This is a genomic window from Enterobacter sp. RIT418 (assembly GCF_003057745.1).
GTDB lineage: Bacteria > Pseudomonadota > Gammaproteobacteria > Enterobacterales > Enterobacteriaceae > Enterobacter.
Genome location: NZ_QBJD02000015.1, coordinates 1 through 21,492 on the forward strand (window position 1 = coordinate 1; position 21,492 = coordinate 21,492).

General features: G+C 59.5%; 15 protein-coding genes. 6 read left to right on the plus strand and 9 right to left on the minus strand.

The genetic code is table 11. The features are described from left to right. The coding region (locus DBY73_RS16745; RefSeq protein WP_146745783.1) for a recombinase family protein at nucleotides 1–1,468 on the minus strand (1,468 nt) is incomplete at its 3' end. Nucleotides 1,469–1,502: 34 nt separating this feature from the next. Here DBY73_RS16745 and DBY73_RS16750 point away from each other — a divergent pair. Next, entirely contained in the window at nucleotides 1,503–3,098 is a 1,596-nt protein-coding gene (locus tag DBY73_RS16750; RefSeq protein WP_112012200.1) for an ABC-F family ATPase, read from the plus strand. Nucleotides 3,099–3,188: 90 nt separating this feature from the next. Here the strand turns inward: DBY73_RS16750 and DBY73_RS16755 are convergent, their stop codons facing one another. Further along, on the minus strand, nucleotides 3,189–5,552 hold the full coding sequence (locus DBY73_RS16755; protein ID WP_146745784.1) for a glycoside hydrolase family 31 protein: 2,364 nt from the start codon (nucleotides 5,550–5,552) through the stop codon (nucleotides 3,189–3,191). A 17-nt stretch (nucleotides 5,553–5,569) separates the two neighbouring features. Further along, entirely contained in the window at nucleotides 5,570–6,871 is a 1,302-nt protein-coding gene (locus DBY73_RS16760) for an MFS transporter (RefSeq protein ID WP_112012202.1), read from the minus strand. 289 nt (nucleotides 6,872–7,160) lie between these two features. On the opposite strand from DBY73_RS16760, the gene DBY73_RS16765 reads away from it, so the two are divergent. Further along, on the plus strand, nucleotides 7,161–8,234 hold the full coding sequence (locus tag DBY73_RS16765; RefSeq protein ID WP_112012203.1) for a LacI family DNA-binding transcriptional regulator: 1,074 nt from the start codon (nucleotides 7,161–7,163) through the stop codon (nucleotides 8,232–8,234). On the opposite strand, the gene DBY73_RS16770 is transcribed toward DBY73_RS16765, so the two are convergent. The 4 genes from DBY73_RS16770 to DBY73_RS16785 form a co-directional block, all read right to left on the minus strand. Then, complete coding sequence (locus DBY73_RS16770) at nucleotides 8,231–9,493, minus strand: DUF1479 domain-containing protein (protein ID WP_112012204.1); 1,263 nt, start codon at nucleotides 9,491–9,493, stop codon at nucleotides 8,231–8,233. The two genes, DBY73_RS16765 and DBY73_RS16770, sit on opposite strands and share 4 nt — an antisense overlap. A gap of 149 nt (nucleotides 9,494–9,642) precedes the next feature. After that, on the minus strand, nucleotides 9,643–10,458 hold the full coding sequence (locus tag DBY73_RS16775) for a Cof-type HAD-IIB family hydrolase (RefSeq protein WP_112012205.1): 816 nt from the start codon (nucleotides 10,456–10,458) through the stop codon (nucleotides 9,643–9,645). Nucleotides 10,459–10,662: 204 nt separating this feature from the next. Beyond that, on the minus strand, nucleotides 10,663–13,095 hold the full coding sequence (locus DBY73_RS16780) for a formate C-acetyltransferase/glycerol dehydratase family glycyl radical enzyme (protein WP_112012206.1): 2,433 nt from the start codon (nucleotides 13,093–13,095) through the stop codon (nucleotides 10,663–10,665). Between the two features lie 4 nt (nucleotides 13,096–13,099). Beyond that, nucleotides 13,100–13,999, minus strand: coding sequence for a glycyl-radical enzyme activating protein (locus DBY73_RS16785; protein ID WP_112012207.1), 900 nt, complete (start codon nucleotides 13,997–13,999; stop codon nucleotides 13,100–13,102). Nucleotides 14,000–14,127: 128 nt separating this feature from the next. Between DBY73_RS16785 and fsa the strand changes: the two genes are divergently transcribed. After that, nucleotides 14,128–14,790: a fructose-6-phosphate aldolase gene (gene fsa / locus DBY73_RS16790; protein ID WP_112012208.1), complete on the plus strand. Its 663-nt coding sequence runs from the start codon at nucleotides 14,128–14,130 to the stop codon at nucleotides 14,788–14,790. A gap of 98 nt (nucleotides 14,791–14,888) precedes the next feature. On the opposite strand, the gene moeB is transcribed toward fsa, so the two are convergent. Then, nucleotides 14,889–15,641 carry a molybdopterin-synthase adenylyltransferase MoeB gene (moeB, locus tag DBY73_RS16795; protein ID WP_112012209.1) on the minus strand — a complete coding sequence of 251 codons (753 nt, stop codon included), beginning with the start codon at nucleotides 15,639–15,641 and terminating at the stop codon, nucleotides 14,889–14,891. Nucleotide 15,642: 1 nt separating this feature from the next. After that, nucleotides 15,643–16,875: a molybdopterin molybdotransferase MoeA gene (moeA, locus tag DBY73_RS16800; RefSeq protein ID WP_112012210.1), complete on the minus strand. Its 1,233-nt coding sequence runs from the start codon at nucleotides 16,873–16,875 to the stop codon at nucleotides 15,643–15,645. 188 nt (nucleotides 16,876–17,063) lie between these two features. Here moeA and iaaA point away from each other — a divergent pair, with 188 nt between their 5' ends. From iaaA to gsiB, 3 genes are read left to right on the plus strand one after another with little or no spacing between them, the layout of a single operon-like run. Then, nucleotides 17,064–18,002: a beta-aspartyl-peptidase gene (gene iaaA, locus DBY73_RS16805; RefSeq protein ID WP_112012211.1), complete on the plus strand. Its 939-nt coding sequence runs from the start codon at nucleotides 17,064–17,066 to the stop codon at nucleotides 18,000–18,002. 11 nt (nucleotides 18,003–18,013) lie between these two features. Beyond that, nucleotides 18,014–19,885 carry a glutathione ABC transporter ATP-binding protein GsiA gene (gene gsiA, locus DBY73_RS16810; RefSeq protein ID WP_112012212.1) on the plus strand — a complete coding sequence of 624 codons (1,872 nt, stop codon included), beginning with the start codon at nucleotides 18,014–18,016 and terminating at the stop codon, nucleotides 19,883–19,885. A gap of 23 nt (nucleotides 19,886–19,908) precedes the next feature. Then, on the plus strand, nucleotides 19,909–21,447 hold the full coding sequence (gene gsiB / locus DBY73_RS16815; RefSeq protein ID WP_112012213.1) for a glutathione ABC transporter substrate-binding protein GsiB: 1,539 nt from the start codon (nucleotides 19,909–19,911) through the stop codon (nucleotides 21,445–21,447). The last annotated feature ends 45 nt before the right edge of the window (nucleotides 21,448–21,492 follow it).

Genomic DNA, 21,492 nt, shown 5'->3' on the forward strand with positions numbered 1-21,492 from the left:
ATTCTAATAATTTTTTAGTGTCAGATATGAAAGTGATTTTTTCTCCATCCCAAATAAAATTCTGAGTATGTCTGTTCCTGAACGAAATTTTCACTCTCCATTTTTTACCGGCATTAAAAACGATTATTTTGTCAACAACTCGTTTAAGCATCAAGTTAAGTTCCTGAGGATCTTTTATTTCTTGCAAAAGATTCAAATTGAATGCTTTCTCAGAAATTATCATACTGTTTTGTTGTTTGATTCGTTCTTCTATTTCATGAAGTTTTGCTTCAAGGTTACTTATCGTGTGCATCACGCTAACCGGTATTTTAGTTAGAGTAAGAAGCATGTCATTTAGGTCTTGAATTTTTGTTTTAATATTATTCTGCTCAATTAATAATGATTCATCAAGATAAGATTTCTTTTCAAATTTGAGTTCTTTCATTATCCTATAAAGCGCGACTTCTAAATTTTTAAAATTCTTCGTTACAATACACTTACCATCTCTTGCGTTGGCGCAAACATGATACTGATATTTTTTCCCAGAGGTGACATGAAATTTTCTAACGAGTGCTCCTCCGCATTCGTGTTTTAATAATCCAGCGAAGGCATTGAATTCAGATTTATATCCAGGTTTATTCTGCTTATGATCTGACTGTAAAAGCATGAATTCTTCTTTACTGATAAGAGCTGGATAATAACCTTCTATAATATCAAGTAATATAACTTTACGGTCTTTTGTTGTCTCTGATGTTTGATAAGCTCCATACAGTGCAACTGAATTTATAGTTTTGCCGACTGTTGTATGGTTCCAGCCGGAAGATCGTAATGGTTTATGACCTTCATCGTTTAATGCTTTTGCAATCTTATTTGTTCCAAAACCTTTTCTACGTAATTCGATGATTCTTTTGGCTGCTTCAAGCCTATCACTAAAGATAAAATTATCGCCTTTTCGTTCTAACCAGAAAGGCAGGACTTTATTGATAATCTCACCATTTAACGCACGTTGTCGCTGCTGTCCTTTCGTCTCGCGTAAACGCTGAGATTTTTTCTCGGATTCCTTATGAGCAAGATCAGCAGCTAGAGCTATCCTGATGACACTTACTAGATCGTTGATAGACTCTCGGTTTAGTAATAGACCATCAACAAGCGAAGCAATGAAGATGTTGTTTTGCAGAATCGACTTGATGATTTGTTGAGTGACGTCGATGCCTCGACGACTTAGACGGTCCAGCGATTCAATGATGATTGTAGAGCCTTGCTCAATTTGACCTTTTTCGATTGCTTCGAGCATATCTCCAAGCGAAGGTCTGTTTCCCTCTTTGAATGCTGAGATTCCGAGGTCTTGGAAGTTCTTATCTGATAGAATTAAGTTATTAGCATGTGCATACTGTTCAGCAAGTTCTGTTTGGCGTCTTACTGAGTCGCCCTGTTCTTGCTTCTTCGATGAGAATCTTATGTAAGAGTATGCTTTTCCGTTTTGTTTCATATACACCTCAGTAACTTACAAGAGAGTATCAATTTTGCTTCTTTGCAACAATATCACTATGCAGTTTGGCAGTAAGCCGCTGTTCGAAAACATTTCCGTCAAATTTGGCGGCGGCAACCGTTACGGCCTGATTGGCGCCAACGGTAGCGGAAAATCCACCTTTATGAAAATCCTCGGCGGCGACCTGGAGCCGACGCTCGGCAACGTGTCGCTCGATCCTAACGAGCGCATCGGTAAGCTGCGTCAGGATCAGTTTGCCTTCGAAGAGTTCACCGTGCTCGACACCGTGATCATGGGGCACGCGAAGCTGTGGGAAGTGAAGCAGGAGCGCGATCGCATCTACGCCCTGGCCGAAATGAGCGAAGAGGACGGCTACAAGGTTGCCGACCTGGAAACGCAGTACGGCGAAATGGACGGTTACTCTGCGGAAGCGCGTGCGGGCGAGCTGCTGCTGGGCGTGGGCATTCCGGTTGAACAGCACTACGGGCCGATGAGCGAAGTGGCGCCGGGCTGGAAGCTGCGCGTCCTGCTGGCGCAGGCGCTGTTCTCGAACCCGGACATCCTGCTGCTCGATGAACCGACGAACAACCTGGACATCGACACCATCCGCTGGCTGGAGCAGACGCTGAACGATCGCGACAGCACCATGATCATCATCTCGCACGACCGTCACTTCCTGAACATGGTCTGTACGCACATGGCGGATCTGGACTACGGCGAGCTGCGCGTGTACCCGGGCAACTACGACGAATACATGACGGCGGCGACCCAGGCGCGCGAGCGTCTGCTGGCCGATAACGCCAAGAAAAAAGCGCAGATCGCGGACCTGCAGTCCTTCGTTAGCCGCTTTAGCGCCAACGCCTCTAAATCGCGTCAGGCGACCTCTCGCGCCCGCCAGATTGACAAAATCAAGCTGGATGAAGTTAAGGCTTCCAGCCGTCAGAACCCGTTCATCCGCTTCGAGCAGGACAAGAAGCTGTTCCGTAACGCGCTGGAAGTGGAAGCGCTGTCGAAAGGTTTTGAAAGCGGCCCGCTGTTTAAAAACTTCAACCTGCTGCTGGAAGTGGGCGAGAAGATTGCCATCCTCGGCGCGAACGGCGTGGGTAAATCCACCATGCTGAAAACGCTGGTCGGCGAACTGCAGCCGGACACCGGTACCGTTAAGTGGTCCGAGAACGCGCAGATTGGCTACTACGCGCAGGACCACGAGTACGCGTTTGAAAACGATCTGACCGTCTTTGACTGGATGAGCCAGTGGAAGCAGGAAGGTGACGACGAGCAGGCGGTGCGCAGCATTCTGGGTCGTCTGCTGTTCAGCCAGGACGACATCAAAAAGCCTGCAAAAGTGCTTTCCGGTGGTGAGAAAGGCCGCATGCTGTTCGGCAAGCTGATGATGGAAAAACCGAATATCCTGGTAATGGATGAACCCACAAACCACCTGGATATGGAATCTATCGAATCGCTGAACATGGCGCTGGAGATGTACCAGGGCACGCTGATCTTCGTTTCTCACGACCGTGAGTTCGTCAGCTCGCTGGCGACCCGCGTGATTGAAATTACGCCAGAGCGCGTGGTGGACTTCACCGGCAATTACGAAGATTACCTGCGCAGCAAAGGTATCGAGAATTAAAAAAAGCCGGGTGGCGGCTTCGCCTTACCCGGCCTACGTTCCATTCCCTCTCCCCGTGGGAGAGGGTTAGGGTGAGGGCATCAGGCCGCACTACACCACCCACTCATCCCCTTCAACTCCGTTCACCAGCAGCGTACGTTTTTCCCCCGCCGGTAACGACACCTTCAGCGCGTTCCACGCCGGGCGATAGTCGCCGCGCGCGTTCACCTTCAGGTTGATGGTTGCGCCATCGCACGCCATTTCCCACTCGATCCACAGCGCATTGCCGTGCTGGTAGCCCCAGCTTTCGCCGTCATCTTCAAACAGCAGGCCGGACGTGGTGCCCACCCCTTTCACCGGGAACAGCTTCAGCTCGCGGGTATCGTCCTTTTCAGCGCTCACGTGCGTAATGCGTTCGCTCAGCGGCAGGCCCGCACCGGCGCGCACCAGCAGCGGAAGCTTTTCCAGCGGCGCGTCGCGCGTAATCCACTGGCCGCCGGAGAACCACTCGTGGGTGTAAAAATCGTACCAGCCGGTTTCGTTATCCGGCAGCCAGACGCGGCGCTCGCGCTGCCCGGCCTCAACGACGCTCGCCACCAGCAGGTCGCGGCCCAGCAGGAAATCGTCGCACTCTTCAAACGTCTGCGCGTCGTGCTCGTGATCGAGGAAGGTCGGGCGCAGCATCGGCTCGTCGTCGGCGTGGGCCTGCCAGAGCAGGGTATAAAGATACGGCAGCAGGCGATAGCGCAGCTCAATCGCGCCGCGAATGGCCGGCGTGACGCCCGGGTACATCCACGGCTCGTTCACGGTGCAATCATCGTTCCACGAGTGAATGGTAAAGCGCGGGTGCATCACGCCGTTTTGCACCCAGCGGACAAACAGCTCGGCGTCCGGCTTATCGCCCGAGAAGCCGCCGACGTCGTGCCCGACGTTGAACAGGCCGGACAGGCTCATCCCCAGCCCCATGCGGGTGTTGTAGCGCAGCGTCTCCCAGCAGGTGCGGTTATCGCCGCTCCAGGTCTGAACGTAGCGCTGCATGCCAGCGCAGCCGGAGCGGGAAATTAAGTATGGACGCTTCTCCGGCGCAAAGCGCTGCTGCGCTTCCAGCGAGGCGCGCATCATCAGCAGCGGCATCACCGGGCGGATGTGCTTGATGGCGATCTCCCTGCCGAAGCCAAAGCACCGCGCTTCGCCGTCCCACACCTCAAACTCGTTGTTGTCGTTCCAGGTGGAATCGATGCCCATTTTCAGCAGCTGCGTGGTGACGCCGTTCTGCCACCACTTCACCGTCTGCGGGTTGGTAAAGTCGAGGTGCGAGCCTTCGTCATCCCAGAAGCTGGAGCGCTCCGGCGCATCGGTTTCTGAATCGCGAATGAACAGGCCGCTCTCCGCCACTTCGCCATAGCGCGGGTGATCCTGCAGCAGGCACGGCTTGATGTTGGCGGCAAGCTTCAGCCCGGCGTCGTGGAAGGCCTGGCTCATCACCTTCGGCTGCGGCACCTTGTCGTAGTTCCAGTTGAAGACGTAGCGCTTGCCGTTAATGGAGGTATAGCCGGAAGAGAGCTGGAACGAGTCGCACGGAATAGCGTGCTCTTCGCACAGGCGAATGAAGTTCATCAGCTGGTTCTGCGCGTCCGGCGCGTCGGTGTAGTGCATGGTCGAGCCGCTGTAGCCCAGGCTCCACTTCGGCCCGAACAGCGTTTTCCCGGTCAGGCGCACGAACGCCTTGGTGACGTCCAGCGCGCGCCTGCCGGTAAAGATGTAGTAGTCGATGTCGCCCGCTTCCGCCTGCCAGCGGCGGTAGGCGGTGTGGTAGTTGTCAATTTCGTTGCCCAGGTCCAGCCAGCAGCTGCTGAGGTTGTCGTAGAACAGGCCGTAGCTCACGTCGTCGCGGCGGGTAAGGGTGAACGGAATATGCTTGTAGAGCGGATCGGTGCTGGCGGCGTTGTAGCCCATCGCGTCGAGGTTACGCATCTCGTAGCGTTTGCCGTTGCGCTGCAGGTCGCCCGCTTTTTCGCCGAGACCGTAAAATCGCTCGTCCCTGCGGCGGCTCAGGTAGTGCGCCACGCCGTCGCCGTGGGCGTTCAGCAGGTACGCGCTGGTGGGGCGATCGTTGACCAGCGGCTGCCATTCGCCCGCGTCGTTGCGGTAGTGCCACTCCAGCCACAGCGGCTGGTGGACGGTAACGCGCAGGTTTTGGGTTTCCACCATCAGCACGTCGTCGCCCTGCGTCAATGTCCAGGCGGGGCAGGTGAAGCCGCTCAGGTCGTCGCGGCGGCGGCCTTCCCACGGCACGTCCTTGTCCGGCGCGATGCTCCAGGTGCGGTCCAGCGCCAGTTCGCCCCTGCGCTTGATCAGCACGCGGAACAGGTTCTCCTCCAGCACGTACAGGCACAGGCGGTGTTGATTGTCGACCAGCAGCTCAAGATGGTTTGCCGACTGCTTATCTACGGTCCAGTTTTTCAGGGTTTTCATATGCAATACATCCACTATCAGGCGCGCTTGGCGCGACGTTCAGCAATAAATGCCACCAGGAAAACAGCGCCAATCAGGTCAAAGAAGCCCATGGCGATAAAGAGCGGGTTAAAGCCGATTTTGTCGGCGGTGACCCCAATCAAAAGCGAGAACAGGAAGCTTGCGATCCACGCCGCCGAGCCGCGCATGCCGTTGACGGTCGCCATCTGTCCCTTGTCGAATGACTCCACGACCAGCGCGCTGAGCATGCAGGAGATGATCTGGTGCCCGAATCCGCCGATGGAGATCAGCACGATGGTGATATACGGGTCGCGGGTAATTGCCACGATGCCCAGCGAAATCATCAGGAACGCGCCGGTAACGGAGCTGGCAACCACCGAGTTCACGCGGGAGCAGCCGAACCAGCGGGTGTAGAGGCGGGTCAGGTAGCCGCTCGCGACGCTGCCGAGGTCGGCGGCGAGGAACGGCAGCCAGGCGAACATCGCGATCTGCTTCAGGTCCATGCCGTGCTCTTTCGCCAGATAGAGCGGCACCCAGAAGCTCAGCACCGCCCAGGCCGGTTCCGCCATAAAGGCCGGAATGGCGATACCGTAGAACCGTTTGTTTTTCGATACGGTTTTCAGCGCGGTGAAGAAGGGCAGCTTGACCGCGGGCGGCTCGTTATCCTGCTTGATAAAGGCCAGCTCGTCCTTGCCGAGGTTCGGGTGCTGCTCCGGGTTGTGGTAGAAGATCCACCACAGGGCAACCCACAGCAGCGCCAGCACGCCGGTAAACATAAACGCGCCCTGCCAGCCGAAGGAGGCGTGGGCAAAATAGATAATCGGCGGAGCCAGCATTGCCCCGACGGAGAAGCCGACGCCTGCCCAGCCTGCGGCGACGGGACGTTCCGATTTCGGGAACCATTCACCGATGGTTTTGGCGTTAGCGGGCGTTGCGGCGGCTTCCGACGCGCCCATAAAGAAGCGCAGGATAGCCAGGTGCAGCCAGGTTCCGGCGCCCGCGTGGAAGATACACATCAGCGCCCAGATCCCGGCGCAGACCATAAAGCCAATCTTCAGGCCAATCACGTCAATCAGCCAGCCGCACAGGGGCTGGAAAATGGTGTAGGCGATCTGGAACGCGCCAACGATCCAGGAGTATTGCTCGGTGGTGATCCCGAGGCTCTCTTTCAGCTCCGGCGCGAGGATGCCCAGCGAGTTTCGGGTAATGTAGTTCACGGTTACGCCGAGTAAAAACAGCACCAGAACGTACCAGCGCAGGTTCTTAATTACGCGGCGGGTTTTGCTTGCCGCAAGAGGTGTATTGATGTCCTGACTCATTTTGATCTCCACAAGACGGACGGCAGGATAGAGAAAGTAAGTTGTCACACACATTTTTATATTTCGCTGAATGGTAACGGTTTTACACATTAAACCTGTTATACCAATTCGATGCGTTTTGTGTGATAACTGCACAGTAGGGGAGAAATTGGCTGGACAACAGGGGATTTTATGCAAAACTTTTCATGATCCTTTGTGATTGATCGTTCGTGGCCTCAGGAGCTAAGTTATTGAGCATTGGCGGCGATATGAAAAAATTTTCAAGACATAACCGGAGCCAGATCACAAAATGGATAAAAGGCTAAAAATCACCCAAATCGCTGAGCGCACGCAGCTTTCGATCAGCACCGTTTCGCGCGTGCTGGCGGGCAAAGCCAACACCAGCGAACGCGCGCGGGCGAAAGTGCTGGCCTGCGCGCGGGAGCTGGGCGTGATGGACGGTCTGGCGGCGGGGCGGCTGCTGCTCAACAGCCTGGTGGTCTTCGCGCCGCAGCGGGCGTTTGACGAGCGGTCCGACATCTTTTACTACCGCGTGATCCAGAGCGTGGGTAAGGCGCTGGCCTCCCACGAGGTGCGCCTGCGCTACTGCGCGCTGGAGGAAAACGACGGCGACGCGCAGCTGTTTCTGGCGCGCATGAACGAGCCGGATACCCAGGCCGCCATTCTGCTGGGCATTGACGATCCGCACATTCACGATCTGGCGGTGGACGTGGGGAAAACCTGCATGCTGATCAACTGCCGTGACCGGCATATGCGCCTGCCTGCCGTCGCGCCGGATCACCGTTCCATCGGCGAGAGAGCGGCGGAGTATCTGTTCGAGATGGGGCATCGTGAGGTGATGACCGTGCTCTGTCTGCGGCGCTATACCATGGAGCTGCGCCTGTCGGGGATCCGCGATGCGTGGCGCACGCATAATTTGCGCTTCGACGACAAACGCGATCTGCTGGAGGTGCAAAGCTTCAGCGCCAAAGAGACGGAGCATCTGGTGAGCGAGTGGCTTGACCAACGGCAGGGAAAAGATCTGCCGACGGCGTTCCTGGTCGGCGGCGACTTTATGGCGGCGGGCACCATCACCGCGCTGCAGAAACAGGGATTGCGCGTGCCGCAGGATGTCTCGGTGATGAGCATCGACGGGTTTAACCTGGCGGCGATTCAGGACGTGCCGCTGACCGCGGTACTCGTCCCGCGCGACGAGCTGGGCACCGAAGCGGTGCACATGCTCCAGCAGCGGCTGATGCGTCCGGATGCGCCGGTCGGCACGCTGCTGCTGAACGGCACGCTGGCGGTGCGGGAGTCGGTACGGCGGATACGTCAGGGGAAACGACGCACCGCCGTTGAGCGGGAAGGGCTGTACGGCGATTAGGCCATGCCCAGCGCGCGCCTGCCGTGGATGTTGAGATCGTTCACGGTGAAGCGGTCCTGCCAGGCGGTTTCATAATCCTCGCGCGGGAAATCGCCCGGCGACGCTCCGGCCTCCAGCGCTTCCTTAACCTTCTTCGCGTAGGCGAGGTTCTTCTCGCACATCGGCGCGGCCGGAATATACATCACGTTCCCCCAGCCCTGCTGGTTTTCCACCGGCGCCACGGAGTGGATGACGTCGCAGTGCCACCAGACGGAATCGCCCGCGTCCAGCGCCGGAATGCTGGTCAGCGCCTCAATGAGCAGCGGGTGCCACTTCTCGGAAATCGGCAGCACGCGCCCCGGCGCGACGCCGCACAGTTCGTCCTCGGGAACATCGTCCAGCAGCGGGCGCAGCAGAATATAGGCCATCGCTTCCGGGATCGGCACCACGTGCAGCAGACCCTGACCGGGGATCATGTCCGACAGCGCCGTCCAGCCCTGGAAGGTGCGGAACACCGAGCATTTGGTGGTGTTATCCACGGTGTACTCTTCCACTTCGGTACGGTGCGCCGCGTTCCACGGATCGTATTGCTCAACGTTGCCGTCAAAGACGCGGGCGAAAACCTGCTGATACGCCGGAAGCAGCCAGCGCTCCAGCGCGCCGGAGTCGGTATGCGCCCCCAGCCCTTTAGACGTCGTTCCCGGCGGACGGCGGCGGATGCGATCCGGATAAATCACGCTCACGTCCGGGTTGAACCACTGCTTGCCGTTGCTTTCGAACGTCCACAAGCGGTTCAGGAAGGATTGTACCTGCGCCATCTCTTCACTCTGGCGCGCCTGCATCTGCGCCTGTGACCAGTAGATCGGGTAAATCTCCGGGCGTGAGGCCGTCAGCGTGCCGAAGAAGTTATCGCCCGGGCCTTTGTACACGTCGTCAAAGCGGTTGAGATCGAGGTAGTCGAGCATCGATTTATCCCACGCCAGCGCCTGCTCGCGCGGGAAATGACCCTTGATCACCGCGCAGCCCCGGCGCTTAACCGCCTCGCGCTGCTCTGCGGTGATGCGCCCGTTTTTCACGTCAGCAAACGGAATTACCGGCCAGACGTCCTGGCCTTTGTTTTTCAGCCCGTTGATTTCCGCCACGCGGGTGGCAATTTTGTCGCTGAGCCTGTCGAACACCGCCTGCACGTCGCCGATTTGCGCCCGCAGCTCGCGCTTCATCTGACGGATTGCCGCCTTGTGGTCCGCAGGCAATGTTTCACTGGTAAACGTCATCGTCATAACCGCCTCGCATCTTTCATTCGAAAGTAAAAGTATCTACAAACGATACTTTAAGTTAAAAATAAGTTAATGCAAGTTTAAAAACTTGATGGGCAGCACAGGATGGAAAAAGAGTGAAGGGCCGGAGCGGGGCTCCGGCTGGAAAGGGGTCAGGCGTCGAACGGAGAATGGTTGTCGAGCACGGCCTGAATGACGTTCAGCGCGCCCTGATGGTTGTTGTCGTCGGTGCCGTAGCGGCTGATTTCTTTAATGCTCTCTGCCGCGTTGCCCATGGCAAAGGAGTACTTCACCAGCTTCAGCATTTCCGCATCGTTGCCGCTGTCGCCGATCGCCACGCATTCCTGCGGGGAGACGTTCCAGCGCTTGAGCAGGCGGCTGATGCCGTTGGCTTTGTGCAGGCCGGGAATGATTAAATCGACAAAGCCAAAGCCGCTGGTCACCGGCTTCATAATGCCGTCGAGCGAGACGTGCAGCTTATCAACGAGGTTCGGGATATCGCTGTCCGGCAGGTTCAGGGAGAACTTGAACAGCACGTCGTCGATTTCACGGTAATCGCTGATGCGCTTTAAGCGGTGATAGTGTTTCGACATCAGCGCCACGAACGCGTCTGGCGCCTTGTCGCTGACGTAGGCGCTTTCCAGCCCGCAGGCCACGAAGTTCAGCCCTTTATCTTTCAGCAGCTCGCCAATCACGATCTGCGACTCGTGCTTCGTCAGCTCGCCGTGGAAAATCTGTTCGCCGCGGTCGAAGACCAGCGCGCCGTTTTCCGCCACGAAGGAGATCTGCGCTTTGAGTTCCGGGAAGAAGGAGATGAGCTGGTAATACTGGTTGCCGCTGGCGACAACAAATTCAATATTGCGCGCCTTAAGCTGCGCGAACTGTGCCTGGAAGCTGTCGCGATCGTACTGCTTGGCGTCATCCAGGAAAGTACCGTCCATATCGGTGACGATAACTTTTACGGTCATACTGTGCTCCAGAGTCACTTCGTTTTGAAACATTCTAATAACAAGGTGACGGGGAGCACAAATTTATTTCATTCGAAAGTAAAAGCAAAACGGCAACCGAGGTTACCGTTTTTAGTTTTTCTCCCTCTCCCCGTGGGAGAGGGCCGGGGTGAGGGCATCAGCGTGCGCATTTCCCCTCACCCTCAGGAGAGAGGGGATAACGCGTTACAATGTATGCTCAGTACGGGCGATGATATCGTCCTGCGCGTCCGGCGACAGGGCGGTGAAGAACGCCGAGTAGCCCGCTACGCGCACCACCAGGTCGCGATACTGGTCAGGGTGCTTCTTCGCTTCCAGCAGCGTTTCGCGCGAGACGATGTTGTACTGAATGTGCCAGCCTTTATGCACCTCGAAGAAGGTGCGCAGCAGCACCATCAGCTTCTGACGGTCGCCGTCGTTTTCCAGCGTCGACGGGTTCAGCTTCTGGTTCAGCAGCACGCCGCCGAGAATCGCCTCGGTCGGCAGCTTGCCCACGGAGCCGATAACCGCCGTCGGGCCGAGGTGGTCGGTACCGGACGACGGGCTTGCGCCTTCCGCCAGCGGGGTATATGCCTTACGACCGTCCGGCGTTGCCATCGTCGCCGCGCCAAACGGCACGTTCGCGGAGATAGACGACGTGCCCGCATAGTAATTACCGCCAATCGGGCCGCGGCCGTAGCGCGGGTTGTGGTACTGCTTCAGCTCTTCGATGTAGGTTTGATAGGCGCGCGCCAGCAGAAGATCCACGCTGTCGTCGTCGTTACCGTACTTCGGCGCGCCGTTGATCAGGCGCTGGCGCAGCTGCTCGTGGGTCAGGCCTTCATAGTCATCGGCCAGCGCTGCCGCCAGCTGCTGCTGGCCAATCGCGCCCTGTTCGAAGACCAGCTTCTTCACCGCCGCCAGGCTGTTGCCGAGGTTAGCAATACCGACCTGCAGGCCGGAAACCCAGTCATACTTCGCGCCGCCCTGCTTGATGCTTTTCGCGCGCTCGATGCAGTCGTCCACCAGCGCGGAGCAGAGAATGTCGTGCACGTTCTCCTCCAGCATGGTGTCCACCACGTACTCGATTTCGATGGATTTGCGGGTGTAGTAGCGGATCTGGGTATCCCAGGCGGCCATCACCTCGTCGAAGTTATCGAAATTACCCGCGGAAAGCGCTTTCTCCTGCGGCAGGAACACCTTGCCGCTGGTGGCGTCGCGTCCGCCTTCCATCGCCGCGAGCATTACGCGGGCGAAGTTAATAAAGCTCATGCCGGTGCAGCGGTAGCCCCACTTGCCGCCCACGGCGGTTTCGATGCAGCCGATCGCCGCATAGTCGTAGGCGTCGTCTTTCTCTACGCCGAGCTTGATAAATTCCGGGATCACGATTTCATCATTGTTAAACGCCGGCATGCCGAAGCCGCAGCGGATCACCTGCACGCAGGCGTCGAGGAAGTCGTTGCTCATGCCCGCGTGGTAGCGCACGCTCAGGTTCGGCTGGGTGGAGCGCAGGCGACCGCAGGATTCCAGAATCGCGTAGGAGAGCGGGTTCACCGCGTCCATCGGCTCGCCGTTCACCAGCTTCTGGCCGCCAATCGTGACGTTCTGATACAGCGGGCTGCCCGCCGAGGCCTTGGAGTGCGAGCCGGAGCGGATCTTGTTCACTTCCAGCAGCTTCAGCCAGCAGCTGTGCAGCAGCTCGATGGCGTGCTCTCGGTCGAGGCTCTGGTTCAGCTCCACGTCGCGGCGGTAGAACGGATAGAGATACTGGTCCATGCGGGCGAACGACACGGAGTGGCCGTTGGACTCAATCTGCAGGATCAGCTGGATGAAGTAGCACAGCTGCAGCGCCTGCCAGAAGGTTTTCGGCGGCTCGTGGGCAATTACGTCGCAGTTTTCCGCCATCGCCAGCAGCTCGTCGCGGCGGCTTTCGCGGGTCTCTGTTGACGCCATTTCGCGCGCCAGGTCGGCAAAGCGCGTGATGTGCAGGCTCACCGCGTCCAGCACGATGTCAATTGCCTTCAGGAACTGGTCGCCGTGCAGGTCTTCCAGCACCGTCAGGTTGATGCGCGAGCGGCGTTCGGCCACCTTCGCGCGCAGGCCGTCGAGGCCCATTTCCAGCACCAGCGGGAAGTTGACCGCCAGATGCGCATCGCCGGAGGTCATGTTGCCTTCGGCTTTAATAATGCCCGTCTCCAGCAGGCCTTTCTGCTCGTCGGTAAACATGCCGTAGCAGCGGTCCTGCACCGTCTGGCCGCGCCACCACGGGCAGATCTCATGCAGCACGCGCTTGTTCTCTTCGCTCACCGCAAAGCCCGCGCCCGGACGATCCGCCAGGTCGTCGATCTCTTTTTCAATCCACGACACGGTGTATTCCGGGAAGATCGGCGCGGCGCGCACTTCGCTCGCCTGGTTACCGATGATCAGCTCGTCGTGCTTGATCCAGATGGTGCGATTCGCCAGGTGATGGGCCAGCGCCAGCGCGCGGCGCACCGGGATCGGCTTGTCCAGGTGCTGCTGGTACATTTCGGTGTAGTGCTGCGCGCGCTCGGTACAGACCGGCGGCTTAACGATATGCACCAGGGCCATTTTGTGCGCTTTAATGCGCTCGCTGAGCGTGTTGAGATTCAAAGTCGTCATCAGTTTATCCTCGTAAGGTCGCGGTTAGCCCTTTCTGGCAGGCGTACGTCTGGGCAAAGTCCAGTATTTCCGGGCTATCCAGCGGTTTATCAGGGGCAGAGTAAGGTTGGCCGAGCAGGGTGTATTTGTTCATGCCCAGCGTGTGGTACGGCAGAAAATGAATATCGTGTACGTTGAGTTCGTCCGCCGCGAAGTTGGTAATGGCGGTCACGGAGGCTTCATCGGCGTTAAAGCCCTGAATGAGCGGCACGCGGATGGTGATCTTCTTCCCGGCGGCGGCCAGACGCTTGAGGTTCTCCAGGATGCGCTTTGCCGAGCCGTCGGTCCACTGTTTGAACACTTCAGGATCAACGTGTTTCAGGTCGGCGAGGAACAGATCGACATACGGTAATGACGGCTCGATGTAGTGCCACGGCACGTGCAGGCAGGTTTCAACGGCGGTATGAATGCCCTGTTCATGGCTCGCCTTGAACAGGTCGTGCGCCAGCTCGGGATTCATAAACGGCTCGCCGCCGGAGAGCGTCAGGCCGCCGCCGCTGCGGTCGTAAAAAGGCTTGTCGCGCAGCACGGTCGCCATAATCTCGGCGACGGGTTTTTCTTCACCGCAGACGGTGAGCGCCTGCGTCGGGCAGCAGGGGGTGAGGGCGTTCAGCGCGTCGTCGTTCAGCTTTTCGCGGTGGATCACCAGCCCGTTCAGCGCACGCTCAACCACGCCCGGCGCGGCCTGCTGGCACAGGTCGCAGCCGTCAAGGCACAGGCGCGCGTCAAACAGCACGTCCCGGGTGCGGGAGCGGCTTTCCGGGTTCTGACACCAGCGGCAGCCCAGCGAGCAGCCTTTCAGGAATACTACGGTGCGGATGCCGGGGCCGTCATGGGTAGAGTAACGCTGAATATTGAAGATCATGATTTCGCCTCTTGTGTTGCGTATGAATATTAAATGACTTTCGAATGAAAGTTATCTTGATATGGGTCAACTCTTGAGCGGGTTTTGCCGTGATAGGGTTAGCGCAGGCTAATTTTGAGGATCACATCATGGAACTTTATCTGGATACATCTGACGTTGCGGCGGTGAAAAAGCTGGCGCGCATCTTCCCGCTGGCTGGCGTAACCACCAACCCAAGCATCGTGGCGGCGGGTAAAAAGCCGCTGGACGTGCTGCTGCCGGAATTGCATGACGCGCTCGGCGGTAAAGGCCGCCTGTTTGCGCAGGTTATGGCGAGCAGCGCCGAAGGCATGGTCGAAGACGCGCGCAAGCTGCGCGCGATTATCAGCGATCTGGTGGTGAAAGTGCCGGTCACCGCGGAAGGCCTGGCGGCGATCAAAATGCTGAAAGCGGAAGGGATCCCAACGCTGGGCACCGCCGTTTACGGCGCGGCGCAGGGGATGCTCTCCGCGCTGGCGGGGGCCGAGTACGTTGCCCCTTACGTTAACCGCGTGGACGCGCAGGGCGGAGACGGGATCCAGACGGTGGTGGAATTGCAGCAGCTGCTGACGCTGCACGCGCCACAGTCAAAAGTGCTGGCCGCCAGCTTCAAAACCCCGCGCCAGGCGCTGGACTGCCTGCTGGCAGGCTGTGAATCCATTACGCTGCCGCTGGACGTGGCGCAGCAGTTTATTACCTCTCCGGCAGTGGATGCGGCGATCGTGAAGTTTGAGCAGGACTGGCAGGGGGCGTTTGGACGGACGTCGATTTGACGCTGTTGCCGGATGGCGCTGACGCTTAGCCGGCCTACGATTTTCTCCCTCTCCCTGTGGGAGAGGGCCGGGGTGAGGGCATCACGCCGCGATGCGGTTTAACCTCCGCACACCTCGCACCCCGGATTGCGCATCAGCTTCATCTCGCGGAACTGGCAGGTCATCGCGTCGTACATCACGATTTTCCCCGCGGCGGGCGCACCGTAATGCGCTAATACCTTGATCGCTTCCATCGCCTGCAGCGACCCAATCACGCCGACCAAAGGCGCCATCACGCCCGCCTCCACGCAGGTCAATGCATTTTCGCCGAACAGGCGGCTCAGGCAGCGGTAGCAGGGTTCACCTTCCGCGTACGTGAAAACGCTGACCTGTCCCTCCATGCGGATCGCCGCGCCGGAAACCAGCGGCGTTTTGTGGGCGAAACAGCCGGCGTTAAGCTGCTGTCGAATGGCGACGTTGTCGGTGCAGTCCAGCACCAGATCGTGCCGCGCAATCTGCTCGCCGAGCGCCGCGTCGTCCAGCATGGCGTCAATGAGCGTGAGCTGAACGTTGGGATTGATGCGCGCCAGCGCCGCGCGGGCGGATTCAACCTTCGGCTGGCCGACGGTCGCATCGCTGTGCAGCGTCTGGCGCTGCAGGTTGGACACCGATACCGTATCAAAATCCAGCAGCGTCATGCGACCCACGCCCGCCGCGGCAAGATACTGCGCCGCCGCGCAGCCCAGCCCGCCGAGCCCGACCACCAGCACGTTCGCCGCCTTCAGCGCTTCCTGGCCCTCGAAGTCAAAACCGCGCAGCACGATCTGGCGGTTATAGCGCATCATCTCCTGGTCGCTCAGCTCAACCGTCATCTTAGCCTCCGAACAGGTGGTTAAAGGCTTCCACCTCAACCCATTCGCCGGCTTCCACATTGCCGCGCTCGCGCTCCAGCACGATGAAGCAGTTGCCCTGGCTGAAGGAGCTGAAAATGTGCGAGCCCTGGTGGCCGGTGGTGCTCACCTCCAGCTCGCCGTCGGCGCTGCGCGTTAAAATGCCGCGCTGGAAATCAAGGCGTCCCGGGGATTTCTTCAGCCGCGTGGCCGCGCGCGCGCGCTGGCGGGCGGGAAGCGGGCTGGCGCGGTTGCCGGAAAGCGTCGCCAGCAGCGGCTGCACCAGCTGGTAGAAGGTCAGGGCGGCGGAGACCGGATTGCCCGGCAGGCCGCAGAACCAGCTGTTGGCCAGCTTGCCGAAGGCGAACGGTTTGCCCGGCTTAATCGCCAGCTTCCAGAAGGCGATTTCACCCAGCTCGTCGAGAATGATCTTGGTGTAGTCCGCTTCGCCGACGGAGACGCCGCCGGAGCTGATCACCACGTCAGCGGATTTGTCCGCCTCGATAAAGGCGGCGCGCAGCTTGTCCGGATCGTCAGGAATAATGCCGAGGTTAATCACCTCGCAGCCCAGTTGCTCCAGCATCAGGTGCACCGCCAGGCGGTTGGTGTCGTAAATCTGGCCGTCCCTCAGCGGCTGGCCCGGAAGCTGGAGTTCATCGCCCGTCGAGAAGACCGCCACGCGCACCCTGCGGATAACGTCAACCTCCGCGATGCCGAGCGAGGCCAGCACCGGCAGCTCGGCGACGGTCAGCTTCTGCCCGGCGGCAAAGACGGTCGCGCCGAGGGTAATATCTTCCCCCACGCGGCGAATGTTCTGGCCCCGTTTAACCTCAGCGGTAAAACGCACGCCGCCGTCGGTTTGTTCCGTCTCTTCCTGCATCACCACCGCGTCGCAGCCCGCCGGAACCGGCGCGCCGGTCATAATGCGCACGCACGTCCCCGCTGGCCACTCACCGCTGAACGGCTGGCCCGCAAAGGCTTTTCCCGCCACCGGCAGCGGCTGCCCCGCCTGAATATCCGCCAGGCGTACCGCGTAACCGTCCATGGCCGAGTTATCAAACCCCGGCACGTTCAGCGGCGAAACGATATCGCGGGCGACGATGCGGCCAAAGCAGCGCGCCAGCGGCAGCGTCTCGCGGTCGTGCAGGGGGGAAACGCGGTCAAGCATCTGCGTCAATGCCGTCTCAAGCGGCATCAGTCCGGCGGTAAAATCCATGGTGGGCTCCTGAGGAGTAAAAACGAAAGCGCTCATTATGGCAGAAAAGTGCCGCTAACTGTATGACCCGCAGGCGTAAGCTTTACATCACACCTTGGTCTTTCTATATTCAAAAATCATCTGAATAATCATCGACGATAATGATATTTATAGAAAAAGCGGCAGACAGGGCCGACGGGTGAGGCGAAATGGGTAAGGCAGTGATTGCAATTCATGGCGGTGCCGGGGCCATTACACGGTCGCAGCTCACGCCGGAGCAGGAAAAGCGCTATATCGATGCGCTGTACGAGATTGTGGAAACCGGCCAGCGGATGCTGGAGGCGGGCGAGAGCGCGCTTGACGTGGTGACCGAAGCGGTGCGCCTGCTGGAGGAGTGCCCGCTGTTCAATGCGGGGATCGGTTCGGTCTTTACCCGCGATGAAACGCACGAGCTGGATGCCTGCGTGATGGACGGCGTCACCCTCAAGGCCGGGGCGGTGGCGGGCGTGACGCGCCTGCGCAATCCGGTGCTGGCGGCGCGCCTGGTGATGGAGCAAAGCCCGCACGTCCTGATGGCGGGAGCCGGGGCGGAGCGCTTTGCCGCCGGGCACGGTATGGCGCTCGTTCCGCCCGACACGTTTTCAACGCCTGAACGCTACCAGCAGCTGCTGGAGGCGCGTTCGGCCGGCGTGACGCAGCTCGACCACGTTGCGCCACTGGACGAAAGCACCAAGATGGGCACGGTGGGCGCGGTCGCGCTGGATAAGGCGGGCAATCTCGCCGCCGCGACCTCAACCGGCGGGATGACCAACAAGCTGCCGGGCAGGGTCGGCGACAGCCCGCTACCGGGCGCGGGATGCTATGCCAATAACGCCACGGCGGCGGTGTCGTGCACCGGCACCGGCGAGGTGTTTATCCGCACCCTGGCGGCGTACGACATTACCGCGCTGATGGATTACGGCGGCCTGAGCCTGAGCGAGGCCTGCGAGCGCGTGGTGATGGAAAAACTGCCCGCGCTGGGCGGCGAGGGCGGATTAATCGCCGTCGATCGCGAGGGAAACGTCGCGCTGCCGTTCAACAGCGAAGGGATGTACCGCGCCTGGGGCTACGCCGGCGACGAGCCCAGCACCGGAATTTATCGTGAATAAGGGGGCATCGCGTGCCGCACAGTGAAGAGCTGGACAGCCGGGAAGTGCTGGCGGTCCGCCGGCTGAATATTGCGTTTCAGGACGAGCGGCAGTTCATCCCCGCAGTACAGGATTTATCGTTCTCGCTGAAGCGCGGCGAGACGCTGGCGATCGTCGGCGAGTCCGGTTCCGGCAAGTCGGTTACGGCGCTGGCGCTGATGCGTCTGCTGGAAACGTCCGGCGTGCAGGTGACCAGCGAGCAGATCCTGCTTCGCCGCCGCAACCGCCAGGTAATTGATTTAGACGAGCTGAGCGCGGCGCAGATGCAGGGCGTGCGCGGCGCAGACGTCGCCATGATCTTTCAGGAGCCGATGACCTCGCTGAACCCGGTCTTTCCGATCGGCGAGCAGATTGCCGAATCCATCCGGCTGCATCAGGGGCTGAGCGGCGAAGAGGCGATGAACGAGGCGCGGCGGATGCTGGAACGGGTGCGCATCCCGGAGGCGCAGACCATTCTGGGCCGCTACCCGCACCAGCTCTCCGGAGGAATGCGCCAGCGCGTGATGATCGCCATGGCGCTGTCGTGCCGCCCGGCGGTGCTGATTGCAGATGAACCGACCACCGCGCTGGACGTGACCATTCAGGCGCAGATCCTGCAGCTGATCAACGTCCTGCAGCAGGAGATGGATATGGGGGTGATTTTTATCACCCACGATATGGGCGTGGTGGCCGACATTGCCGACCGCGTGCTGGTAATGCACCAGGGCCATGCGGTGGAAACGGGCAGCGTTGAGCAGATTTTTCACGCGCCGGTCCATCCGTACACGAAAGCGCTGCTGGCCGCGGTGCCGAAGCTCGGCGCGATGAACGGCTGCGATCTGCCGCGGCGCTTTCCGCTGATGTCCTCTGACGGAGCCGGAAGCCCGGAGCCGGAAGACGAGCAGGATACCGTGGTCGCTGGCAGGCCGATCCTTGAGGTGCGCAATCTGGTGACCCGCTTTCCCCTGCGCGGCGGCATCCTCAACCGCGTTAAGCGGGAAGTGCACGCCGTTGAAAACGTCAGCTTTGACCTGTGGCCCGGCGAAACGCTGGCGCTGGTGGGCGAGTCGGGAAGCGGTAAATCGACCATTGGACGGGCGCTGCTGCGGCTGGTGGAGTCGCAGGAGGGCAGCATCACCTTTAACGGCGAGCGCATTGACGCGCTGCCCCAGCGCAGGCTGCAGGCGGTGCGCCGGGATATTCAGTTTATCTTTCAGGACCCTTACGCCTCGCTCGATCCGCGCCATACGGTGGGCTATTCAATTATGGAGCCGCTGCGCGTGCATAACCTCCTCGACGGCGAGGCGGCGCAGCGACGCGTTGCCTGGCTGCTCGAGCGCGTGGGGCTGAAGCCGGAACACGCCTGGCGCTATCCGCACGAGTTTTCCGGCGGCCAGCGGCAGCGGATCTGCATCGCCCGCGCGCTGGCGCTCAACCCGAAGGTGGTAATTGCCGACGAGTCGGTTTCGGCCCTCGACGTTTCTATTCGCGCGCAAATCATCAATCTGCTGCTCGATCTCCAGCGGGATATGGGGATCGCGTTTCTGTTTATTTCCCACGACATGGCGGTGGTAGAGCGCATCAGCCACCGCGTGGCGGTGATGTACATGGGGCAGATCGTTGAGATGGGCCCGCGGCGGGCGGTATTTGAAAACCCGCAGCACCCGTACACCCGCAAGCTGATGGCCGCCGTTCCGGTCGCCGATCCTGCGCATCGCCACGCCCAGCGCGTGCTGCTGCAGGATGAAATGCCGAGCAATATCCGCAAGCGGGGCGAAACCATGGAGCGCGTGACGCTGCGTGAAGTCGGCCCCGGACATTTTGTGGCACCGCCGCGCCAGGACAATGCATTCTCGCGGCTTTAACTTTCACCAGGCAGGAGAACACAATGGTTAACTTTGTTGCTCGTAAATGGCTTTTAGCCGCGAGCGTGACGGCTGCTCTGGCCGCATCCCCCGCGTTCGCTGCCAAGGACGTGGTGGTTGCGGTCGGGTCAAACTTCACGACGCTGGACCCGTATGACGCCAACGATACGCTTTCCCAGGCGGTGGCGAAGTCCTTCTATCAGGGGCTGTTTGGCCTCGATAAAGAGATGAAGCTCAAGAACGTGCTGGCAGAGAGCTATACCGTTTCCGACGACGGGCTGGTCTACACCATCAAGCTCAAAACCGGGGTTAAGTTCCAGGACGGGACCGACTTCAACGCGCAGGCGGTTAAGGTGAACCTCGATCGCGCCAGCGATCCGGCGAGCGGCCTCAAGCGCTATAACCTGTATAAAAATATCGCCAGCACCGAGGCGGTCGATCCTACGACGGTGAAGATCACCCTCAAAGAGCCGTTCTCGGCGTTTATCAATATTCTGGCGCATCCGGCGACGGCGATGATTTCGCCCGCCGCGCTGAAGAAATACGGCAACGAGATCGGCTTCCACCCGGTCGGAACCGGCCCGTACGAGCTGGTCACCTGGAACCAGACCGATTTTGTGAAGGTGAAGAAATTTGCCGGATACTGGCAGAAGGGGCTGCCGAAGCTGGACACCATTACCTGGCGTCCGGTAGTTGACAACAACACCCGCGCGGCGATGCTGCAAACCGGCGAGGCGCAGTTCGCCTTCCCGATCCCCTACGAGCAGGCCGCGCTGCTGAAGAAGAACAGCAAGCTGGAGCTGGTGGCCAGCCCGTCGATCATGCAGCGCTACATCAGCATGAACGTCACGCAAAAGGCGTTTGATAATCCGAAGGTGCGCGAGGCGATCAACTACGCCATTAACCGTCAGGCGCTGGTGAAGGTGGCCTTTGCGGGATACGCCACGCCGGCCACCGGCGTGCTGCCGCCGTCGATTGAGTATTCCCAGGCCTATAAGCCGTGGCCTTACGACCCGGCCAAAGCGCGCGAGCTGTTGAAAGAGGCCGGGTTCCCGAACGGCTTTAGCACCACGCTGTGGTCATCGCACAATCACAGCACCGCGCAGAAGGTGCTGCAGTTTACCCAGCAGCAGCTGGCGCAGGTGGGCATTAAGGCGCAGGTGACGGCGATGGACGCCGGGCAGCGCGCGGCCGAGGTGGAGGGCAAAGGGCAGAAAGAGAGCGGGGTGAGAATGTTCTACACCGGCTGGACCGCCTCGACCGGCGAAGCGGACTGGGCGCTCTCCCCGCTGTTCGCCTCGCAGAACTGGCCGCCGACGCTGTTTAATACCGCGTTCTACAGCAACCCGCAGGTTGATAAGGACCTGACCGACGCGCTGAAAACCACGAAGCCGGAAGAGAAGGCGCGCCTGTATAAAGAGGCGCAGGATATCATCTGGAAAGAGTCGCCGTGGGTGCCGCTGGTAGTCGAAAAGCTGGTCTCGGCCCATAACAAAGCGCTGACCGGGTTCTATATCATGCCGGACACGGGCTTTAGCTTCGACGACGCGGATCTGAAATAAGAGAACTCATTCCCGCGGGCGCAGGCCTGCGGGATGAGAGGGAAA

Excerpts from the sequence above, each read along its gene's own strand:
- DBY73_RS16775 (WP_112012205.1), bottom strand. The coding sequence starts at position 10,458 with ATGACCGTAAAAGTTATCGTCACCGATATGGACGGTACTTTCCTGGAT.
- iaaA (WP_112012211.1), top strand. The coding sequence starts at position 17,064 with ATGGGTAAGGCAGTGATTGCAATTCATGGCGGTGCCGGGGCCATTACA.
- DBY73_RS16760 (WP_112012202.1), bottom strand. The coding sequence starts at position 6,871 with ATGAGTCAGGACATCAATACACCTCTTGCGGCAAGCAAAACCCGCCGC.
- moeA (WP_112012210.1), bottom strand. The coding sequence starts at position 16,875 with ATGGATTTTACCGCCGGACTGATGCCGCTTGAGACGGCATTGACGCAG.
- DBY73_RS16785 (WP_112012207.1), bottom strand. The coding sequence starts at position 13,999 with ATGATCTTCAATATTCAGCGTTACTCTACCCATGACGGCCCCGGCATC.
- DBY73_RS16765 (WP_112012203.1), top strand. The coding sequence starts at position 7,161 with ATGGATAAAAGGCTAAAAATCACCCAAATCGCTGAGCGCACGCAGCTT.
- DBY73_RS16770 (WP_112012204.1), bottom strand. The coding sequence starts at position 9,493 with ATGACGATGACGTTTACCAGTGAAACATTGCCTGCGGACCACAAGGCG.
- fsa (WP_112012208.1), top strand. The coding sequence starts at position 14,128 with ATGGAACTTTATCTGGATACATCTGACGTTGCGGCGGTGAAAAAGCTG.
- DBY73_RS16755 (WP_146745784.1), bottom strand. The coding sequence starts at position 5,552 with ATGAAAACCCTGAAAAACTGGACCGTAGATAAGCAGTCGGCAAACCAT.
- gsiB (WP_112012213.1), top strand. The coding sequence starts at position 19,909 with ATGGTTAACTTTGTTGCTCGTAAATGGCTTTTAGCCGCGAGCGTGACG.
- moeB (WP_112012209.1), bottom strand. The coding sequence starts at position 15,641 with ATGACGGTTGAGCTGAGCGACCAGGAGATGATGCGCTATAACCGCCAG.
- DBY73_RS16780 (WP_112012206.1), bottom strand. The coding sequence starts at position 13,095 with ATGACGACTTTGAATCTCAACACGCTCAGCGAGCGCATTAAAGCGCAC.